Raw genomic sequence first — 16,863 nt, 5'->3', positions numbered from 1 at the left:
ATGATTTTCGGTGGAGGAGATTTGCCGAATGAATATGAATAAACTAGCTTGTTTGTTTTTACCAGCCTTCACGATGATTGCGGTTTCTGCGATTGCGTTAACAGGGGGATTTGGTAAAACTGTTGAAGATAATGGACAATTTATCGTGTTTAGTTTGTATATGCTGTACCCAGCCGTCTTTTTATTCCAAGGATTTGTCTGTGCATTGCGCGGTTATACGTGGATTCACCCAATGATTATCTCAGTATTAGCGTATGCCGTCATGATTTTAATGCTACAACTTCAAAACTACACGTACATTATTTCTTATATCGCGGCATTTGCGATTGGTTATGTATTAACAACAATCATTCGCAAAGCGCGCGGAAAGGCATAAAAAAGAGGCTCCCTATAAAATAGGAGGCCTCTTTTTTTTAGTCATGTGCTATCGTTTGCACAATGTCTGCATCTTTTTCGACTTCACGTAATTTTGTGAATGACGCGATCGCGATTTCTACTTGCTCATTGGTTGGCTCTTTTGTTGTTAATAATTGCAACCATAGCCCAGGGTAGCCAAGGAAGCGTAATACCGGAATATTACGGCAAGCATTCGTTGCTTGTAACACTTCAAATGACACGCCAAGAACGACCGGAATTAATAAAATGCGGTTGACAATACGCAGCCAAAACGGGTCGCTTGGCACGAAGAAATAAATAATCATGCCAACGAACACCGTAAATAACATAAAGCTAGAACCGCAGCGATAATGCAAGCGCGATTGCTGTTGGACATTTTCAACGGTTAGTGGCAAATTATTTTCATAACAGTTAATAACTTTATGCTCGGAACCATGATATTGGAATGTGCGCTTAATCAACGGTGTGAGCGACACTAAATAAATATAACTTAATAGTAAGATGAGCTTAAAAAAGCTTTCTAATACCACTTGTGCTGCATGGCCCGGCAATACCGCATGGAATGCTTGAGCGATAAATACCGGTACGAGCGTAAAGACGAATTTCCCGAATAAAAAAGATAATACGCCAATCGCTGCAACGCCAAGCCACATTTGGAGCTTGTTCGTTTGTTCTTTTTCTTGTTCAATCAGCGCTTGTTCATCACCAGGATTGACATCATAACGATCGCTCGAAAACTGTAAATGTTTCGAGCCGTTTGCTGCGGATTCGACAATGGCAACAATACCGCGGACAAAAGGAATTTTCTTTAACTTTTGCAACGTTGGATTTTGTTTGCGCTCCGCATAATAATAGTCAACCGAGCCATCATTGCGTCGGATTGCTGACACGGTATGTTTGCCGCCGCCCATCATGACGCCTTCAACAAGCGCTTGACCACCATAAATTTTACTCATAAAAACACCGCTCTCTTATGTAGGGTTGAAACTTTCTTCATTGTACTAAAAAAGTGTTCGTTTCTCTAGGGAAAGCGTTCGAAAGTACTTCAATGTTCGAAATAATATGCTAAAATGTAAGAATAAACTGAAAAAGGAAGTGTCGCACGTGAAATACTTATGTTTAAATGGGCCAAATCTTCATCGACTTGGCAAACGTGAGCCAGAAATTTATGGACAGGAAACGTTAGCCGATATCGAACGCGATTTACAACAGCTTGCTGCAGATTTTCATGCAACCGTAGAAGTGAAGCAATCGAATCATGAAGGTCAATTAATCGATTGGATTTATGAAGCGGAAGATGGCGATATTGATGGCATCATTTTTAATCCGGGGGCCTATACGCATACGAGCGTGGCATTACGCGACTGTATCGCCGGCGTTAGTGTGCCGGTCATTGAAGTGCATATTTCAAACGTCCATAAGCGTGAAGCATTCCGCCATCACTCTTATTTAGCGCCTGTGTGCGTTGGACAAATTACCGGCTTAGGGACATTTGGCTACGAAGCGGCATTACGCATGTTTTTACAATCAAAATAGAGGAGATTTTACACATGAAAATACGACAACTACGCGCACAATTTGATGCAGAGCATCTCGATGCCATGCTTATTACAAACCCGATCAACGTTTCGTACTTATCGGGCTTTACCGGAGACGATAGCTATATTTTAGTAACGGCCAACGACATGCTGTTCTTTACGGACTCGCGTTATACCGAGCAAGTGAAGCATGAAACGACGGGCTTCCGCGTTGTCGAACGTCGCTCTACATTATTAGAAGAAGTCGTTCGCGAAGTGAAAGAGCTGCAATTAAAGCACGTCGGTTTTGAAAAAGAATATGTGACGTATGCAACATTCCAACTTTTTGACAAGTACATTGACGCGCAGATGGTTGGTATTAGTGGCTTGGTTGAAAAATTACGCTTGATTAAGACGCCTGAAGAGCTTACTATTATAAAGGCCGCTTGTAGCATTGTTGATAAAACGTTTGAACATATTATTCGCTATATTGAACCAGGCATGACGGAGTTACAAGTATCAAATGAAATGGAGCATCATATGCGCAAATTAGGTGCTAAAAGCTCTTCTTTTGATACAATTGTCGCTTCTGGATGGCGCTCAGCATTGCCACATGGCACAGCAACTGATAAAATAATAGCAACAGGTGACATTGTCACTTTAGACTTTGGTGCCCTATACAATGGCTATATTTCGGATACAACACGTACAATCGCTGTCGGAGAGCCTTCAGCACAATTAAAAGAAATTTACGATATTGTGTTGCAAGCGCAACTTCGCGGTGTTGATGCTTTAAAACCAGGCATGACTGGCATTGAAGCGGATGCCGTTGCACGCGATTATATTACGGAACATGGTTATGGGGAAGCTTTTGGTCACTCAACAGGTCATGGGATTGGTCGCGAAGTACACGAAGCGCCAGCGTTATCGCATCGCTCAAGCTATACGCTAGAAGCAGGCATGTGTGTTACTTGCGAACCGGGCATTTATATTCCTGAAGTAGGTGGCGTCCGCATTGAGGATGACATTTTAATTACTGACACAGGACATGAATTGCTGACACATGCGACAAAAGATTTAATTATCTTATAAGATATAATTGGAGGAAGATTAGTAATGATTTCAGTAAACGATTTTAAAACAGGCTTAACTATTAAAATTGATCACGATTTATTCCGCGTTATCGATTTCCAACACGTAAAACCAGGTAAAGGTGCTGCATTCGTGCGTTCAAAATTACGTAACCTACGCAACGGCAACGTAGCAGAAAAAACATTCCGTGCTGGTGAAAAAGTAGAAAAAGCACAAATCGACAACCGTAAAATGCAATATCTATATGCATCAGGTGACCAGCATGCCTTCATGGATATGGAATCTTACGAACAAATCGAAATCGGTGGCGACCAATTAGAATATGAATTAAAATTCTTATTAGAAAACATGGAAGTTCACATTGTAAGCTATGAAGGTGAAATTCTAGGGATCGATTTACCAAACACTGTAGAATTAACTGTTTCTGCAACAGAACCAGGCATTAAAGGTGATACAGCTACTGGTGGTTCTAAACCAGCAACGCTTGAAACAGGCTTAACTGTCAACGTACCATTCTTCGTAAATGAAGGCGACAAATTAGTAATCAACACTGCTGACGGTTCTTACGTGTCTCGCGCGTAAGAGGTAACGCGAACCTCTCATTGATAAAATGAGAGGTTTTCTTTTACGACAAAATTAGTACCTAGTAGTAGAGCTTAATCATATAAAAGCTGTACTGCAACAGCGTAATAGGACAATGGTTGCAATGATGTGGTATCGCTTACATTGATGACGTCGATACAATAATATAATTGTAAAAAAATGACATGTTAAATTTAAAGTTATTTAATGCGCTAATTTTCTGATTTATTAATGGTTTTATCTAAATTAAGTGAAAGTGTTACAATTTTCCGAAAAAGAAGGTACAATAGATTTTGTATTATAATACACAGACGTTAGGGGAGTAATGTTATGTTAAAAATTCAAGAGATTCGTGAAATTATCAAATTAATCGATTCATCATCAATCGATGAGTTTTCATTAAACGAAGAGGGTACTAAATTAAAACTTAAAAAGAACGCTGGTCAAGTAGTAGTTGCAGAAGCACCAAAAGCGGTTGCACAAGCAGTAGCTCCAGCGGCTCCAGTAGCGGAAGCACCAAAAGCAGAAGCAGCACCAGCGGCTCCAAAAGCAGAAGCAGCTCCAGCAGCACCAAAAGCAGAAGTTGCAGCAGATGCGAACTTACATAAAATCGTATCGCCAATGGTTGGTACGTTCTATAAATCTCCATCTCCAGATGCTGATGCATTCGTTCAAGTAGGCGACAAAGTAGGCGAAGAAACAGTAGTATGTATCGTTGAAGCAATGAAATTATTCAATGAAATCGAAGCTGAAGTAACAGGCGAAATCGTAGAAATCCTTGTCAAAGATGGCGAGTTAGTTGAATACGGTCAACCTCTATTCCTAGTTAAAGAAGCCTAAGGGGGAGAACGTCGATGAAAAAAGTATTAATTGCCAACCGTGGCGAAATCGCGGTACGTATTATCCGAGCTTGTAAAGAATTAGGAATCGAATCAGTTGCAGTGTACTCTGAAGCTGATAAAGACGCATTACACGTACAATTAGCTGATGAAGCATATTGCATCGGCTCTAAGTTATCATCTGATAGCTACTTACGTATTGATCGCCTAATCACTGTAGCAGAAAAAGTGGGTGCTGATGGTATCCACCCTGGTTATGGTTTCCTAGCAGAAAACGTAGACTTCGCTATTGCATGTGAAGAAGCAGGAATTACATTCATCGGTCCAAAATCTGACTCTATCAAAGTAATGGGTATCAAAGACGTTGCGCGTGATACAATGGCCGCAGCAAATGTTCCGCTTGTTCCTGGTACAGGTATCGTTCCAGATATCGAAACAGGGAAAGAATGGGCAGCAAACATTGGTTACCCAGTTATTATTAAAGCAACAGCAGGCGGCGGCGGTAAAGGTATCCGTGTAGCACGTACTGAAGAGGATTTAGTAAAAGGTATTGAGATTACACAAAAAGAAGCAGCAGCGGCTTTTGGTAATCCAGGGGTATACCTAGAAAAATTCATCGAGTACTTCCGTCACTGTGAAATCCAAGTATTAGCTGATAACTACGGCAACACAATTCACTTAGGTGAACGTGACTGTACAGTACAACGCCGTATGCAAAAACTTGTAGAAGAAGCACCATCTCCAGCATTATCTGAAGAGCGTCGTGCTGAAATGGGTGAAGCAGCAGTTAAAGCAGCATTAGCGTGTGAATACCGCGGTGCTGGTACATGTGAATTCATCTATGACTACAACGAAGATAAATTCTACTTCATGGAAATGAACACTCGTATCCAAGTAGAACACCCAGTAACTGAATTAATCACTGGTGTAGACTTAGTTGAATGGCAACTAAGAATTGCATCTGGTGAAGAATTAGTGTATAAACAAGAAGATGTGAAAGTGAATGGTTGGGCGATTGAATGTCGTATTAACGCTGAAAACCCATACAAAAACTTCATGCCTTCAGCTGGTAAAGTAGATACGTACATGACACCAGGTGGTATCGGTGTACGTGTTGACTCAGCGATGTATGCTGGTTACACAATCCCTCCATATTACGATTCAATGGTTGCAAAACTAATCGTACATGCAGATACGCGTGAACAAGCAATCGCTAAAATGCACCGCGCACTAGGCGAGTTTGTTGTAGAGGGTCCTGGTATCAAAACAACAATTCCTTTCCATGAGAAATTAATGGAGAACGAAGTATTCAAATCAGGTAAATTCAATACGAAATTCCTTGAAGAAAACGACGTTCTAAATTCATAAGAACAGGAAGGGGCATAAATAAATGGCTGAACAAGTTGTGAAATCATTACCTCAAACAACACCAGAAGGTAAAGAAGAATTAGGTAGCATTGAAGTTGCGCCAGAAGTCATTGAAGTCATTGCAGGAATTGCAACTACAGAGGTGGAAGGAATCTTCGGTACACGAGGAAACTTTGCATCAGGCGTAGCTGAAAAATTCGGTAAAAAAGTGCACGGTAAAGGAATCAAAACAGAATGGACTGCTGAAGGCCTTGTTGTAGACGTTTATTGCGTCGTACAATATGGTGTCCAAGTAGCCAAAGTTGCTGCGAAGGTTCAAAAACAAATCCGTGAAGCAATTGAAAATATGACAGCATTAACGACGAAAGAAGTTAATGTTCATATTACTGGTATTCAATTCGAGCAAGAACAACCAAAAGCTGAATAACTTGTGCCCGGCAAAAAGGTGAATGCACTCGCATTCGCCTTTTTTGTGTCATTTTGTGAAAATTGCAATCGAACTGCACAGATTCGACAATTTGTGATAAACTAGATGCTATATGTAAACTAATGAAACACTGTACAATTCTGTGATTTTCGCAACGGTATGCTAAGTTAAGACATTTCCGCTGAAAATCGACTTGATTGTAGTAGTATAAAGGAGAACGAAACGATATGATGAAGCGACGTGAAGCGCGTGAAAAAGCAGTACAATCTTTATTTCAATTAGAAGGTACTGAATTAACAGTTGAAGAAGCAATGGCCTTTGTATTAGAAGAGCAAGAAACAGATGCTTTCTTTGAAAATGTGGTACGCGGCACAGTAGAACACCAAGAAGCAATCGATGCTTCACTAACAGAAAAACTTGAAAATTGGTCACTAGGCCGTCTTGGTAAAATTGACCGTACGATTTTACGTTTAGCTGTTTATGAATTACTGTACACCCCTGAAACACCACAAAGCGTAATCATGAACGAAGCGATTGAGTTATCAAAAACATTTGGTGACGAGAAAACGAGCAAATTCGTCAACGGCGTTCTTTCAAAATATAAAGCTTAATCAGTCATAGTGATAGTTCCGCGGCAAGAGTTGCGTTCTATATACAAATTGAATTTGGGAGTGTTTTAACACATGTCAAGTAAGCTAATTAACGGTAAAGAAATTGGCAACACGATTCGTGAGTCAATCCAGCTAGAAGTCAATGCACTAAAAGAAAAAGGTATTACTCCAGGTTTAGCAGTTATTTTAGTAGGCGATGATCAAGCTTCACAAAAATATGTTTCAAACAAACAAAAGTCTTGCGAAAAGTTAGGCATTTATTCAGAGTTGATTAAATTACCAGCAGAAACAACTGAACAAGAACTGCTGCAACATATTGAAGCATTGAATCAAAACAACGCCATTGATGGTATTTTAGTACAGTTACCACTTCCAAAACACATCAACGAGGATGCTGTTATTGCGGCGATTTCACCGGAGAAAGATGTCGACGGTTTTCACCCAATCAGCGTTGGTAAAATGATTCTTGGACAAGAAACGTTTTTACCATGTACACCACATGGAGTGATGAAATTATTACAACACTCGAATGTTGAAATTCGTGGAAAACATGCCGTTGTTGTGGGACGAAGCCATATCGTTGGTGTACCAATGGGCCAATTACTATTGCAAAGTGATGCAACAGTGACATACGCACATTCAAAAACACCTGACTTGGCAGCTATTACAAAACAAGCAGACATCTTAGTTGTGGCAACAGGCCGCGCTAAAATGATTAAAAAAGAACATGTAAAAGAAGGCGCTGTAATCATTGATGTCGGTATGGACTTAGATGAAAACGGCAAGCTTTGTGGCGATGTTGACTTTGATGATGTATTCGATACCGTATCAGCGATTACACCTGTACCGGGTGGCGTTGGTCCGATGACGATTACGATGTTATTAGTCAATACGGTACAATCAGCGAAACAAAAGCTTTCATAAGACAAACTTCTTTTATTACGTTAAAATGAATAGTAACACAGAGGGGATGTCCCGATGGTGCCAATCTTTCAGATGCGAAGCTTTTGCTGCATATTTGAGAGTGTCGCTTAGGACATCTTCTTTTTTTATGAAAAAGGGAGCGTGAGAGCATGGCCGAGGCTTATTTAACTGTCGAAGCACTCACAAAGTACATAAAACGCAAATTTGAAGCGGATCCGTACTTAAGAAAAGTGTATGTCAAAGGTGAATTGTCGAATGTAAAATTGCATTCATCTGGTCATCTATACTTCACATTGAAAGATGATAAGGCGCAAATAAAAGGCATTATGTATGCGCGCAATGCCGAAAAAATAAAGTTTCACGTTGAAAATGGTATGAACGTCCTGATCGAAGGCGATGTCAACGTCTATGAACGTAGTGGTAGCTACCAATTTTATGCGACGACGCTTGAGCCAGATGGTGTCGGCAGTCTTTATTTAGCGTTTGAACAACTGAAAGAGCAATTAACAAAAGAAGGGCTGTTTGAGCAGCGCTTTAAACAACCCATCGTGAAATATCCGCGCGCAATCGGTGTCGTAACGGCTACAACGGGCGCGGCAATTCGCGATATTTGTACGACGTTACAACGCCATTATCCACTAGCAAATGTTTATATTTTCCCGACGCTTGTACAAGGAGAACGCGCCGCTAAAAGCATCGTCAAATCAATCCGCCAAGCGAATACGATGAACGATATTGACACGCTTATTATCGGTCGTGGTGGTGGTTCGATTGAAGATTTATGGGCATTTAATGAAGAAATCGTCGCGCGCGCCATTTTTGAAAGTCGCATTCCGATTATTAGTGGTGTCGGGCATGAAACCGATACGACAATTGCCGATTTTGCGGCAGATTTACGTGCACCAACACCAACGGGCGCGGCGAAAATGGCTGTACCCGATGTGCTTGATTTACAGCAATATGTCCGCTCGTTAGAAATGCGCGTTGTCCAAACGACACGCGTGCAACTTGAGCGCGCAACGTCGCGTCTTAAAAAGGTAACAACGTCGTACCCGATGATGTATCCGGAACGCTTATATCGCCCATTTGAAGAGCGTCTTGCCCGTTTAGAACAGCAGCAACAACGTGCATATGAGCGCCGTATTGAGCGGGAACAGCAGCGCTTAGCGCGTTTAGAATCTTCAATTATGCGTTCTATGCCGCTACAACAAGTGCATTATGAAGCGCAGCGCTTAGCGAATTTAGAACGCCGCCTCGCACAAGCAGCAACGCAGCAACTGCAACACAAGCAACGCCAATTTGATACGATGGTTCGCACGATGAGTGCATTGAATCCGCTTTCTGTTATGGAGCGCGGGTACAGTATCGTATATAATAAACAACGTGAGGTTATCGCATCGACGCAGCAAGTCGTAGAAGGGGAAACGCTAACGATTGCTGTCGCTGATGGTCAAATAGCAGCAACGGTCCTAAACATCGCACAAAAGGAGGAGTAGTAGTATGGCACCAAAAAAGAAAACATTTGAGCAGTCGATGACAGAATTAGAAGAAATCGTCCATAAGCTTGAACAAGGCGACGCGTCGTTAGAAGATGCGATTGCACTGTATCAGCAAGGGATGACGTTATCAAAAAATTGTCACGACCAATTGCAACAAGCCGAACAACAACTTGTCGCAGTAGTCAATGAAGATGGTTCACAACAACCTTTTGCAACGGATGGAGAGAAATAATATGACGACTTTAAAAGAATTTATGACGCAAGAAATGCCAAAAATTGAAGCAGTAATGTTGCGCTTAGTCGAGGACATTCAAGCGCCAGCCATGTTAAAAGAGGCAATGAGCTATTCGCTAAAAGCTGGTGGGAAACGTGTGCGTCCATTATTTGTCTTAGCAGTAATGGACCATTTCGGGAAAAATCATGACAACGGTTATGTCGTTGGTGCGGCTGTCGAAATGATTCACACGTATTCATTAATTCATGACGATTTACCGAGCATGGATAATGATGATTATCGCCGCGGTAAATTGACGAATCATAAAGTATACGGCGAGGCGTATGCTACGTTAGCTGGTGACGCACTTAATACGTTGCCCTTTGGCATTATTGCGCGTATGAATGAGCTTAGCGCAACACAAAAAGTGACGTTAATTGAGTTATTAAGTGTCGCAGCTGGCGCAGAAGGTATGGTTGGCGGCCAAGTGCTTGATATCGATGGCGAAACACGTCACTTAACATTGGATGAGCTTGTGCAAGTTCACGTTAATAAAACCGGCGCTATTTTACGTTTTAGTATCGAGTCGGGTGCGGTATTAGCAGGGGCTTCAGATGAAGAACGTGCGATTTTACGTGATTACGCATATCATATTGGTTTAGCATTCCAAATTAAAGATGATATTTTAGATATCGAAGGTACGACAGAAGAGCTTGGTAAAACAGCCGGTAAAGATGTCGCAAGCGATAAGAGCACATATCCAGCATTGTTAACATTAGACGGTGCAAAAGAAAAGTTAGATACACATTATAAGGAAGCTCTTGCAGCACTTGGGAAATTACCGAGCGATAGTACCCTTCTTGAAGAACTTGCCACATATATTGTGAAGCGAAATAAGTAATTTTAAATTCTTTTAAGTTTCTTGAAACATTAATGATTGGTATAATAGAAAACAACTAACTGTTACATTATATATACTATTTGAACGTATTCGAGCGGATGATGCATAGTCGCAATCTGTGACGGGTAAAGGAAGTTATTGGATACGTTCTATTAGGAAAAAGCCTAGACAACAGTTGACAGAAAATCAATTATAAAGGTGTGTGATGGCGGTGGATTTAACAACGATATCTAGTCCATCCTTTTTGAAACAACTCAACAATAAGCAACTTGAAAGCTTAAGTGCGGATATCCGCAAATTCTTAATCGAAAAATGTTCGATTACAGGCGGTCATATTGGGCCGAATTTAGGAGTTGTCGAATTAACGCTTGCTCTACATCGCACATTTAATAGCCCAGAAGATAAGCTATTATTTGATGTCGGACACCAAGCATATGTCCATAAAATTTTAACAGGTCGCGCATCGCAATTTGATACGTTACGCCAATACAAAGGTTTATGTGGATTCCCAAAACGCAATGAATCAGAGCATGATGTATGGGAGACAGGGCATAGTTCAACGTCGCTTTCAGCAGCGATGGGCATGGCCGCAGCGCGTGATGTGCAAGGCAAAAAAAATTATGTTATTCCGATTATTGGTGATGGTGCGTTAACGGGCGGTATGGCGATGGAAGCATTAAATCATATCGGTCATGAAAAAACGAATATGATTGTCATTTTAAACGATAATGAAATGTCAATCGCACCAAATGTTGGCGCGATTCATAATATTTTAGGGCGTTTGCGTACTGCACCGCCGTATAACAAAGCAAAAGATGATGTTGAGGGCTTCTTGAAAAAAATTCCTGCAGTCGGCGGCAAATTAGCGGGCGCTGCAGAACGCGTGAAAGATAGCTTGAAATATTTAGTTATGTCGGGTATGTTCTTTGAAGAAATGGGCTTCACGTACTTAGGACCGATTGATGGGCATGACTTTGACACATTAGAGCAAACATTGAATAATGCCAAGCAAACAGAAGGTCCGGTGCTGATTCATGTCATTACGAAAAAAGGGAAGGGCTATACACCAGCTGAAACCGATACAATCGGTACGTGGCATGGGACGGGTCCATATAAAATGGAAACGGGTGAATTCCCGAAATCAAAAACAGCAGCTCCTGGGTGGTCAAAATTAGTCGCAGATACCGTAACGCGTGTCGCACGCGAAAATCAGCGTGTTGTGACGATTACACCAGCGATGCCAGTTGGCTCCAAATTAACGGGCTTTGCCGAAGAATTCCCAGAACGTTTCTTTGATGTTGGCATTGCCGAGCAACATGCGACAACGATGGCCGCGGGAATGGCCGTAGATGGCTGTAAACCGTTCTTATCGATTTATTCAACATTTTTACAACGTGCTTACGACCAAGTGTTGCATGATATTTGCCGCCAAAACTTAAATGTTTTCATTGGCATTGACCGCGCAGGCTTAGTAGGTGCCGATGGTGAAACGCATCAAGGCGTCTTTGATATTCCATTTTTACGTTCGATGCCAAACATTACGATTATGATGCCAAAAGATGAAAATGAAGGGCAACATATGGTGAAAACGGCGTTAGCGTATGAACAAGGGCCGATTGCGATGCGTTACCCACGTGGTAATGGTCGCGGTGTGCCGATGGATTCAACACTTCATACGATTCCAATTGGTACATGGGAAACGTTACGAGACGGTGTCGATGCGTCGATTTTAACATTCGGGACGACGATTCCAATGGCTGAAGAAGCGGCTGCGATACTTTCTGAACAAGAAATCGAGACGGAAATTGTCAATGCACGTTTCATCAAACCGATGGATGAAGCAATGTTGCATCGGTTATTTAAAGCCAATAAACCGATTTTAACGATTGAAGAATCAATGTTAGAAGGTGGCTTTGGTAGCGCCGTGTTAGAATTTGCGAATGATCATGGTTACAATACCGCGCAAGTAAAACGTATGGGCATCCCAGACGAATTTATCGAGCATGGTAGCGTCGATTTATTGTTGCGTGACATTCATATGACGAAGGAACAAGTTGTAGAGGACATTACAACTTTAGTCGAAAAAACTAAACAGCAAGCAGGTTTAAAAGCATAATGACAGAAAAAGTATCAAAAGAACGCGCCGACGTCTTACTTGTACAAAGCGGTTTATGTGAAACACGCGAACGCGCCAAACGGACGATTATGGCCGGCATTGTTTTTGCGAATGATGTTCGTGTTGATAAACCCGGTGAAAAGCTCGCGCGCGATGTGGAACTGCGCATTAAAGGGCATCAAATCCCGTACGTTAGTCGTGGTGGCTTAAAGTTAGAAAAAGCGTTAAAAAACTTTGATGTATCGGTCGATGGCAAATTAATGCTTGATATCGGCTCATCAACAGGTGGCTTTACAGATTGTGCATTGCAAAACGGTGCACGTCATTGCTACGCCTTAGACGTTGGTTCAAACCAATTAGCGTGGAAGCTGCGTTCAGATGAGCGCGTAACGGTGATGGAAAAAACGAATTTCCGTTATGTCACCGCACCCGATTTAGCAGAAGGTCTACCGCAGTTTGCAACGATTGACGTATCGTTTATTTCGCTTGAATTGATTTTACCGGTGTTAAAACAACTGCTCGTACCGGGCGGCGATGTCATTGCACTCGTAAAACCTCAATTTGAAGCGGGAAAAGAAAAAGTCGGGAAAAAAGGTGTCGTTCGCGATGCCAAAGTACATCAAGAAGTGTTAGAAAAAATCGCATCATTTTCAGCAGCATTAGGTTTCGTATTGAAGCAAGCATCATTCTCGCCAATTACTGGCGGCGAAGGGAATATTGAATTTTTATTCCACTTGCACAATCCGTTACCAGACGATGAGGCAGTCCCTGGAATTGATTTAAAAGCGATTGTACAAGAGGCACATAGCCAATTAAAATAACACGGGTCGCCTTTAACGAGGCCCGTGTTTTTTCTTGTCATTTGCGAATTTTGATGATACCGTTATTTTTAGCAAGCATATTTATGCATAGAGGTGAAAGAAAGTGAATAAAAGTCAACGACATATCCGTATTCGCGATTTAATTGCGAATCAAGACATTGAAACACAAGACGAGTTAGTCGATTTATTAAAACAGGCAGGCTTTAATGTAACGCAGGCAACGATTTCTCGTGATATTAAAGAACTGCATTTAATTAAAGTACCCATGCAAGATGGGCGTTATAAATATAGCTTGCCAGCCGATCAACGCTTTAACCCGCTACAAAAATTACATCGTGCATTAGCGGATTCATTCGTTTCGATTGATGGAGCAAGCCACTTTTTAGTCATGAAAACATTACCAGGTAATGCCAATGCGATTGGTTCATTATTAGACCATTTAGATTGGACTGAAATTTTAGGAACAATTTGTGGCGACGATACGATTTTAATTTTATGCCGCGAGGAAAGCGACCGCGATACGTTAAAAAATCGTTTAATCGAAATGCTGTAATAGAGGTGAGTCGAAGTTGTTAAAGGAATTATCGATACGCAATTTTGCCATTATTGAGTCGTTAACAGTCGATTTTCAAAATGGATTAACTGTATTAACAGGTGAAACCGGTGCCGGGAAATCAATTATTATCGATGCCGTCCAATTATTAGCTGGTGGCCGTGGCTCACAGGAATTTATTCGTCACGGTGCTAAAAAAGCCGAGCTAGAAGGTTTGTATACCGTACCAGACAACCATCCGGTGTACGCCGCATGTGAAGCGCTTGGCGTGGACATAGAGGAAGGGACGATTATTTTACGCAGAGATTTAAATGATAGCGGCAAAAGTGTATGCCGCGTCAATGGGAAGCTCATGACGCTAACGCAAATGCGTGAAATTGGGGCGTATTTAATTGACATTCATGGCCAACATGAATCGCAAGAATTGATGAATGATAAGGAACATATTCATCTGTTAGACCAATTTGCAGGCGATGAGCTTGTAGGCGATAAGGCACGTTATACGACGGCTTACAATGCGTATCGTGCGTTAAAACGTGAAATTGCTGACTTTGCGGTAAGCGAGCAGCAAATCGCACAGCGCATCGATTTATATCAATTTCAATTAGAGGAAATCGATGCTTGCCAATTCCGTGTGACCGAAGAGGAAGAGCTAAGCGAAGAACGTCTGCGCTTAATGAACTTTAACAAAATTTTTGAAGGCGCTCATGCAGCACATGAAACGATTCTTGGTGAAGGCAAGGGTCTTGATTTTATCGGGCGTGCGATGACTGAACTTGAACATATTGTGCCGGTTGATGAAAATTTTAAAGAGCATGCTGAAAATGTCGCCAATGCGTTTTACATGTTACAAGAAGCGGGCTTTGGCATTAAAAATTTGCTCGATGAGTTAGAGTTTGACCCAGAGCGCTTAAATGATGTGGAGCAGCGCTTGCAGTTGATTCAGTCGATGAAGCGGAAATACGGCACGACGTTAGAAGAAATTTTAACGTATCGTGATAAAATCGATGGCGAATTGCATACATTATTAAATCATGATGAAAATATGCAACAGCAAGAAGCGGAGTTAAAACGCTTGAGCGAAGAGTTGGTCGTGTTAGCACAAAACCTAACGGCAATTCGCGAAAAAGCTGCAACGGCGCTTGCAACGGCAATTATGAAGCAACTGCGTGAACTCTATATGGAAAAAGCGGAGTTTGTCGTGCATTTTGAGACGCTACCAGCCGGTCAATTTGATCGCAATGGCGTCGATGATATCGTCTTTTATATCGCGACAAATGTTGGTGAGCCACCAAAGCCATTAACTAAAATTGCTTCTGGCGGGGAATTATCACGTGTTATGCTCGCGTTAAAAACGATTTTTTCATCGACAATGGGCATTACATCGATTATTTTTGATGAAGTCGATACCGGCGTTAGCGGCCGCGTCGCACAAGCTATTGCTGACAAAATTGCTGCTGTGTCCATGCATTCACAAGTGTTATGTATTTCGCATTTACCGCAAGTCGCCGCAATGGCCGACCACCATTATCATATTCAAAAAGATGAACAACAACAGCGCACGTATACGTCATTGCGTGAGATTGATGGCGATGAGCGCATCGATGAATTAAGTCGCATGATGGCGGGACCAGAAATTACCGAAAAAACATTTTTACATGCGAAAGAGCTTGTCGAAATTGCCGATGAGCGAAAAAAACAGTTTCAACTATAACGAGTAACGCCAACGTATTATCGACCATAATATTTTGGCGTTTTTTGCTTTGTTAAGACAGCTAAATGCTACATAATGAGTAACGATACACATATGTTGTTCATGAAAGTGTACACGGGGAGTGGGCACTGTTGGAAATTAGATGTTCAGAATGTGCTTTTTTTGTTACAATGGATAGGATAAAGTATTAGAACGGTATTAGATTGCTGTGGCATAGGGGGATTACGTGATGAAAAAAATAAAAGTCGCGATTGCTGATGATAATAAAGAATTAGTACGAGCGCTTGAAAGCCATTTATCTGAAAATCCTCAAATTGAGGTTATTCATACGGTATCAAATGGAAAACAGTGCTTGGAAATGTTAAAAGAAAGCATTCCAGACGTACTCATTTTAGATGTCATCATGCCGCATTTAGATGGATTAGCAGTACTTGAAGAAATTCATAAAGAGTCGGCGTATCAGTCGATTAAAGTGATTATGTTGACGGCATTTGGACAGGAGGATGTCATGAAGCAAGCTGTAGAATTAGGCGCAGCTTATTTCATGTTGAAACCATTTGAAATGCAACGCCTAGAAGCAAAAGTACTGCAATGTGGCCAAGGGATTATCAATAAGCAACTAGAAAACCGACCAGCACCAATTGTGAATACGGGTATTTTACAAGGTTCGCAACCAGACGTATTAGATCAACAACGCTTGGATATGCAAGTAACGCATTTGATTAAGGAAATCGGCATTCCGGCGCATATTAAAGGCTATGGTTATTTGCGCGAAGCGATTCAAATGGTCTATTTAGATGTTGATTTATTAAGTTCGGTTACGAAAATTTTATATCCCGATATTGCGGAAAAATTTGATACGACTTCGTCACGTGTAGAACGTGCAATTCGACATGCAATCGAAGTCGCGTGGAATCGTGGAAATTACGAAGCGATTGCCGATTTATTTGGGTACTCTTCACACCATATGAAGCAAAAACCAACGAATTCAGAATTTATCGCCATGGTGGCCGATAAATTACGTGTGGAAATGATGAATTAATGTAGAAAAAGAGGCTTTTACAAAACAGTTCCTTTTCCTTTTTTAGCGTTTGCCACAAAAAACCGGAACCGCGCCACAGCGCGATTCCGGTTTTTTTATGCTCATCTTTTTTTAATCGACAAAATCAGGACTAATAAATTATAATTATAAAAAATAATTGATTCTTTTTCCTTATAATTATAAAAAACGCTTAAAAAAATAGAATTGTTGGGTACATATTCGTGTTTTGCCAATAGGCTATGTGCTC

Annotated in this window: 18 protein-coding genes; 17 read left to right on the top strand and 1 reads right to left on the bottom strand. The window is 41.3% G+C overall.

Annotated features, from left to right (window positions below):
• The first annotated feature begins 28 nt into the window (after positions 1 to 28).
• On the top strand, positions 29 to 376 hold the full coding sequence (locus tag V514_RS0106670; protein WP_029499127.1) for a hypothetical protein: 348 nt from the start codon (positions 29 to 31) through the stop codon (positions 374 to 376).
• A gap of 37 nt (positions 377 to 413) precedes the next feature.
• On the opposite strand, the gene V514_RS0106665 is transcribed toward V514_RS0106670, so the two are convergent.
• Positions 414 to 1,352 carry a DUF1385 domain-containing protein gene (locus V514_RS0106665; RefSeq protein WP_029499125.1) on the bottom strand — a complete coding sequence of 313 codons (939 nt, stop codon included), beginning with the start codon at positions 1,350 to 1,352 and terminating at the stop codon, positions 414 to 416.
• A gap of 148 nt (positions 1,353 to 1,500) precedes the next feature.
• Here V514_RS0106665 and aroQ point away from each other — a divergent pair, with 148 nt between their 5' ends.
• The 16 genes from aroQ to spo0A all read left to right on the top strand — a co-directional run bounded on the left by aroQ (position 1,501) and on the right by spo0A (position 16,616).
• Entirely contained in the window at positions 1,501 to 1,932 is a 432-nt protein-coding gene (gene aroQ, locus V514_RS0106660; RefSeq protein ID WP_029499123.1) for a type II 3-dehydroquinate dehydratase, read from the top strand.
• Positions 1,933 to 1,946: 14 nt separating this feature from the next.
• Positions 1,947 to 3,005 (top strand): M24 family metallopeptidase, encoded by a 1,059-nt coding sequence (locus V514_RS0106655; RefSeq protein ID WP_029499122.1) that lies wholly within the window; start codon positions 1,947 to 1,949, stop codon positions 3,003 to 3,005.
• Between the two features lie 24 nt (positions 3,006 to 3,029).
• Positions 3,030 to 3,587, top strand: a complete 558-nt coding sequence (efp, locus tag V514_RS0106650) for an elongation factor P (RefSeq protein WP_029499120.1) — start codon at positions 3,030 to 3,032, stop codon at positions 3,585 to 3,587.
• A gap of 330 nt (positions 3,588 to 3,917) precedes the next feature.
• Positions 3,918 to 4,427, top strand: a complete 510-nt coding sequence (gene accB / locus V514_RS0106645) for an acetyl-CoA carboxylase biotin carboxyl carrier protein (protein ID WP_029499118.1) — start codon at positions 3,918 to 3,920, stop codon at positions 4,425 to 4,427.
• 14 nt (positions 4,428 to 4,441) lie between these two features.
• On the top strand, positions 4,442 to 5,794 hold the full coding sequence (gene accC, locus V514_RS0106640) for an acetyl-CoA carboxylase biotin carboxylase subunit (protein WP_029499116.1): 1,353 nt from the start codon (positions 4,442 to 4,444) through the stop codon (positions 5,792 to 5,794).
• Positions 5,795 to 5,816: 22 nt separating this feature from the next.
• Positions 5,817 to 6,221: an Asp23/Gls24 family envelope stress response protein gene (locus V514_RS0106635; protein WP_029499114.1), complete on the top strand. Its 405-nt coding sequence runs from the start codon at positions 5,817 to 5,819 to the stop codon at positions 6,219 to 6,221.
• A 230-nt stretch (positions 6,222 to 6,451) separates the two neighbouring features.
• Positions 6,452 to 6,832, top strand: a complete 381-nt coding sequence (nusB, locus tag V514_RS0106630) for a transcription antitermination factor NusB (RefSeq protein WP_029499112.1) — start codon at positions 6,452 to 6,454, stop codon at positions 6,830 to 6,832.
• Positions 6,833 to 6,904: 72 nt separating this feature from the next.
• On the top strand, positions 6,905 to 7,756 hold the full coding sequence (folD, locus tag V514_RS0106625) for a bifunctional methylenetetrahydrofolate dehydrogenase/methenyltetrahydrofolate cyclohydrolase FolD (protein WP_029499111.1): 852 nt from the start codon (positions 6,905 to 6,907) through the stop codon (positions 7,754 to 7,756).
• A 149-nt stretch (positions 7,757 to 7,905) separates the two neighbouring features.
• Positions 7,906 to 9,252, top strand: coding sequence for an exodeoxyribonuclease VII large subunit (xseA, locus tag V514_RS0106620; protein ID WP_029499110.1), 1,347 nt, complete (start codon positions 7,906 to 7,908; stop codon positions 9,250 to 9,252).
• Between the two features lie 4 nt (positions 9,253 to 9,256).
• Positions 9,257 to 9,487 carry an exodeoxyribonuclease VII small subunit gene (locus V514_RS0106615; protein ID WP_029499109.1) on the top strand — a complete coding sequence of 77 codons (231 nt, stop codon included), beginning with the start codon at positions 9,257 to 9,259 and terminating at the stop codon, positions 9,485 to 9,487.
• A 1-nt stretch (position 9,488) separates the two neighbouring features.
• Entirely contained in the window at positions 9,489 to 10,370 is an 882-nt protein-coding gene (locus V514_RS0106610; protein ID WP_029499107.1) for a polyprenyl synthetase family protein, read from the top strand.
• A 211-nt stretch (positions 10,371 to 10,581) separates the two neighbouring features.
• A complete protein-coding gene (gene dxs / locus V514_RS0106605) occupies positions 10,582 to 12,486 on the top strand; it encodes a 1-deoxy-D-xylulose-5-phosphate synthase (protein WP_029499106.1) in 1,905 nt (634 codons plus the stop codon).
• The gene (locus tag V514_RS0106600) at positions 12,486 to 13,307 is read left to right on the top strand and encodes a TlyA family RNA methyltransferase (protein ID WP_029499105.1); all 822 of its coding nucleotides are present in this window, start codon (positions 12,486 to 12,488) and stop codon (positions 13,305 to 13,307) included. The genes dxs and V514_RS0106600 overlap by 1 nt, the downstream gene beginning before the upstream one ends.
• 103 nt (positions 13,308 to 13,410) lie before the next feature.
• Positions 13,411 to 13,860, top strand: coding sequence for a transcriptional regulator AhrC/ArgR (ahrC, locus tag V514_RS0106595; RefSeq protein ID WP_029499104.1), 450 nt, complete (start codon positions 13,411 to 13,413; stop codon positions 13,858 to 13,860).
• A gap of 16 nt (positions 13,861 to 13,876) precedes the next feature.
• On the top strand, positions 13,877 to 15,574 hold the full coding sequence (gene recN / locus V514_RS0106590; RefSeq protein WP_029499103.1) for a DNA repair protein RecN: 1,698 nt from the start codon (positions 13,877 to 13,879) through the stop codon (positions 15,572 to 15,574).
• A gap of 229 nt (positions 15,575 to 15,803) precedes the next feature.
• Positions 15,804 to 16,616, top strand: a complete 813-nt coding sequence (spo0A, locus tag V514_RS0106585) for a sporulation transcription factor Spo0A (RefSeq protein ID WP_029499102.1) — start codon at positions 15,804 to 15,806, stop codon at positions 16,614 to 16,616.
• The last annotated feature ends 247 nt before the right edge of the window (positions 16,617 to 16,863 follow it).

Origin of the sequence: Kurthia huakuii LAM0618, from assembly GCF_000505545.1 — a bacterium.
In the GTDB taxonomy this organism is placed as follows: domain Bacteria; phylum Bacillota; class Bacilli; order Bacillales_A; family Planococcaceae; genus Kurthia; species Kurthia huakuii.
The sequence above is the reverse complement of the archived record's forward strand: the minus strand, read 5'-3'. Positions and strand labels throughout refer to the sequence as shown.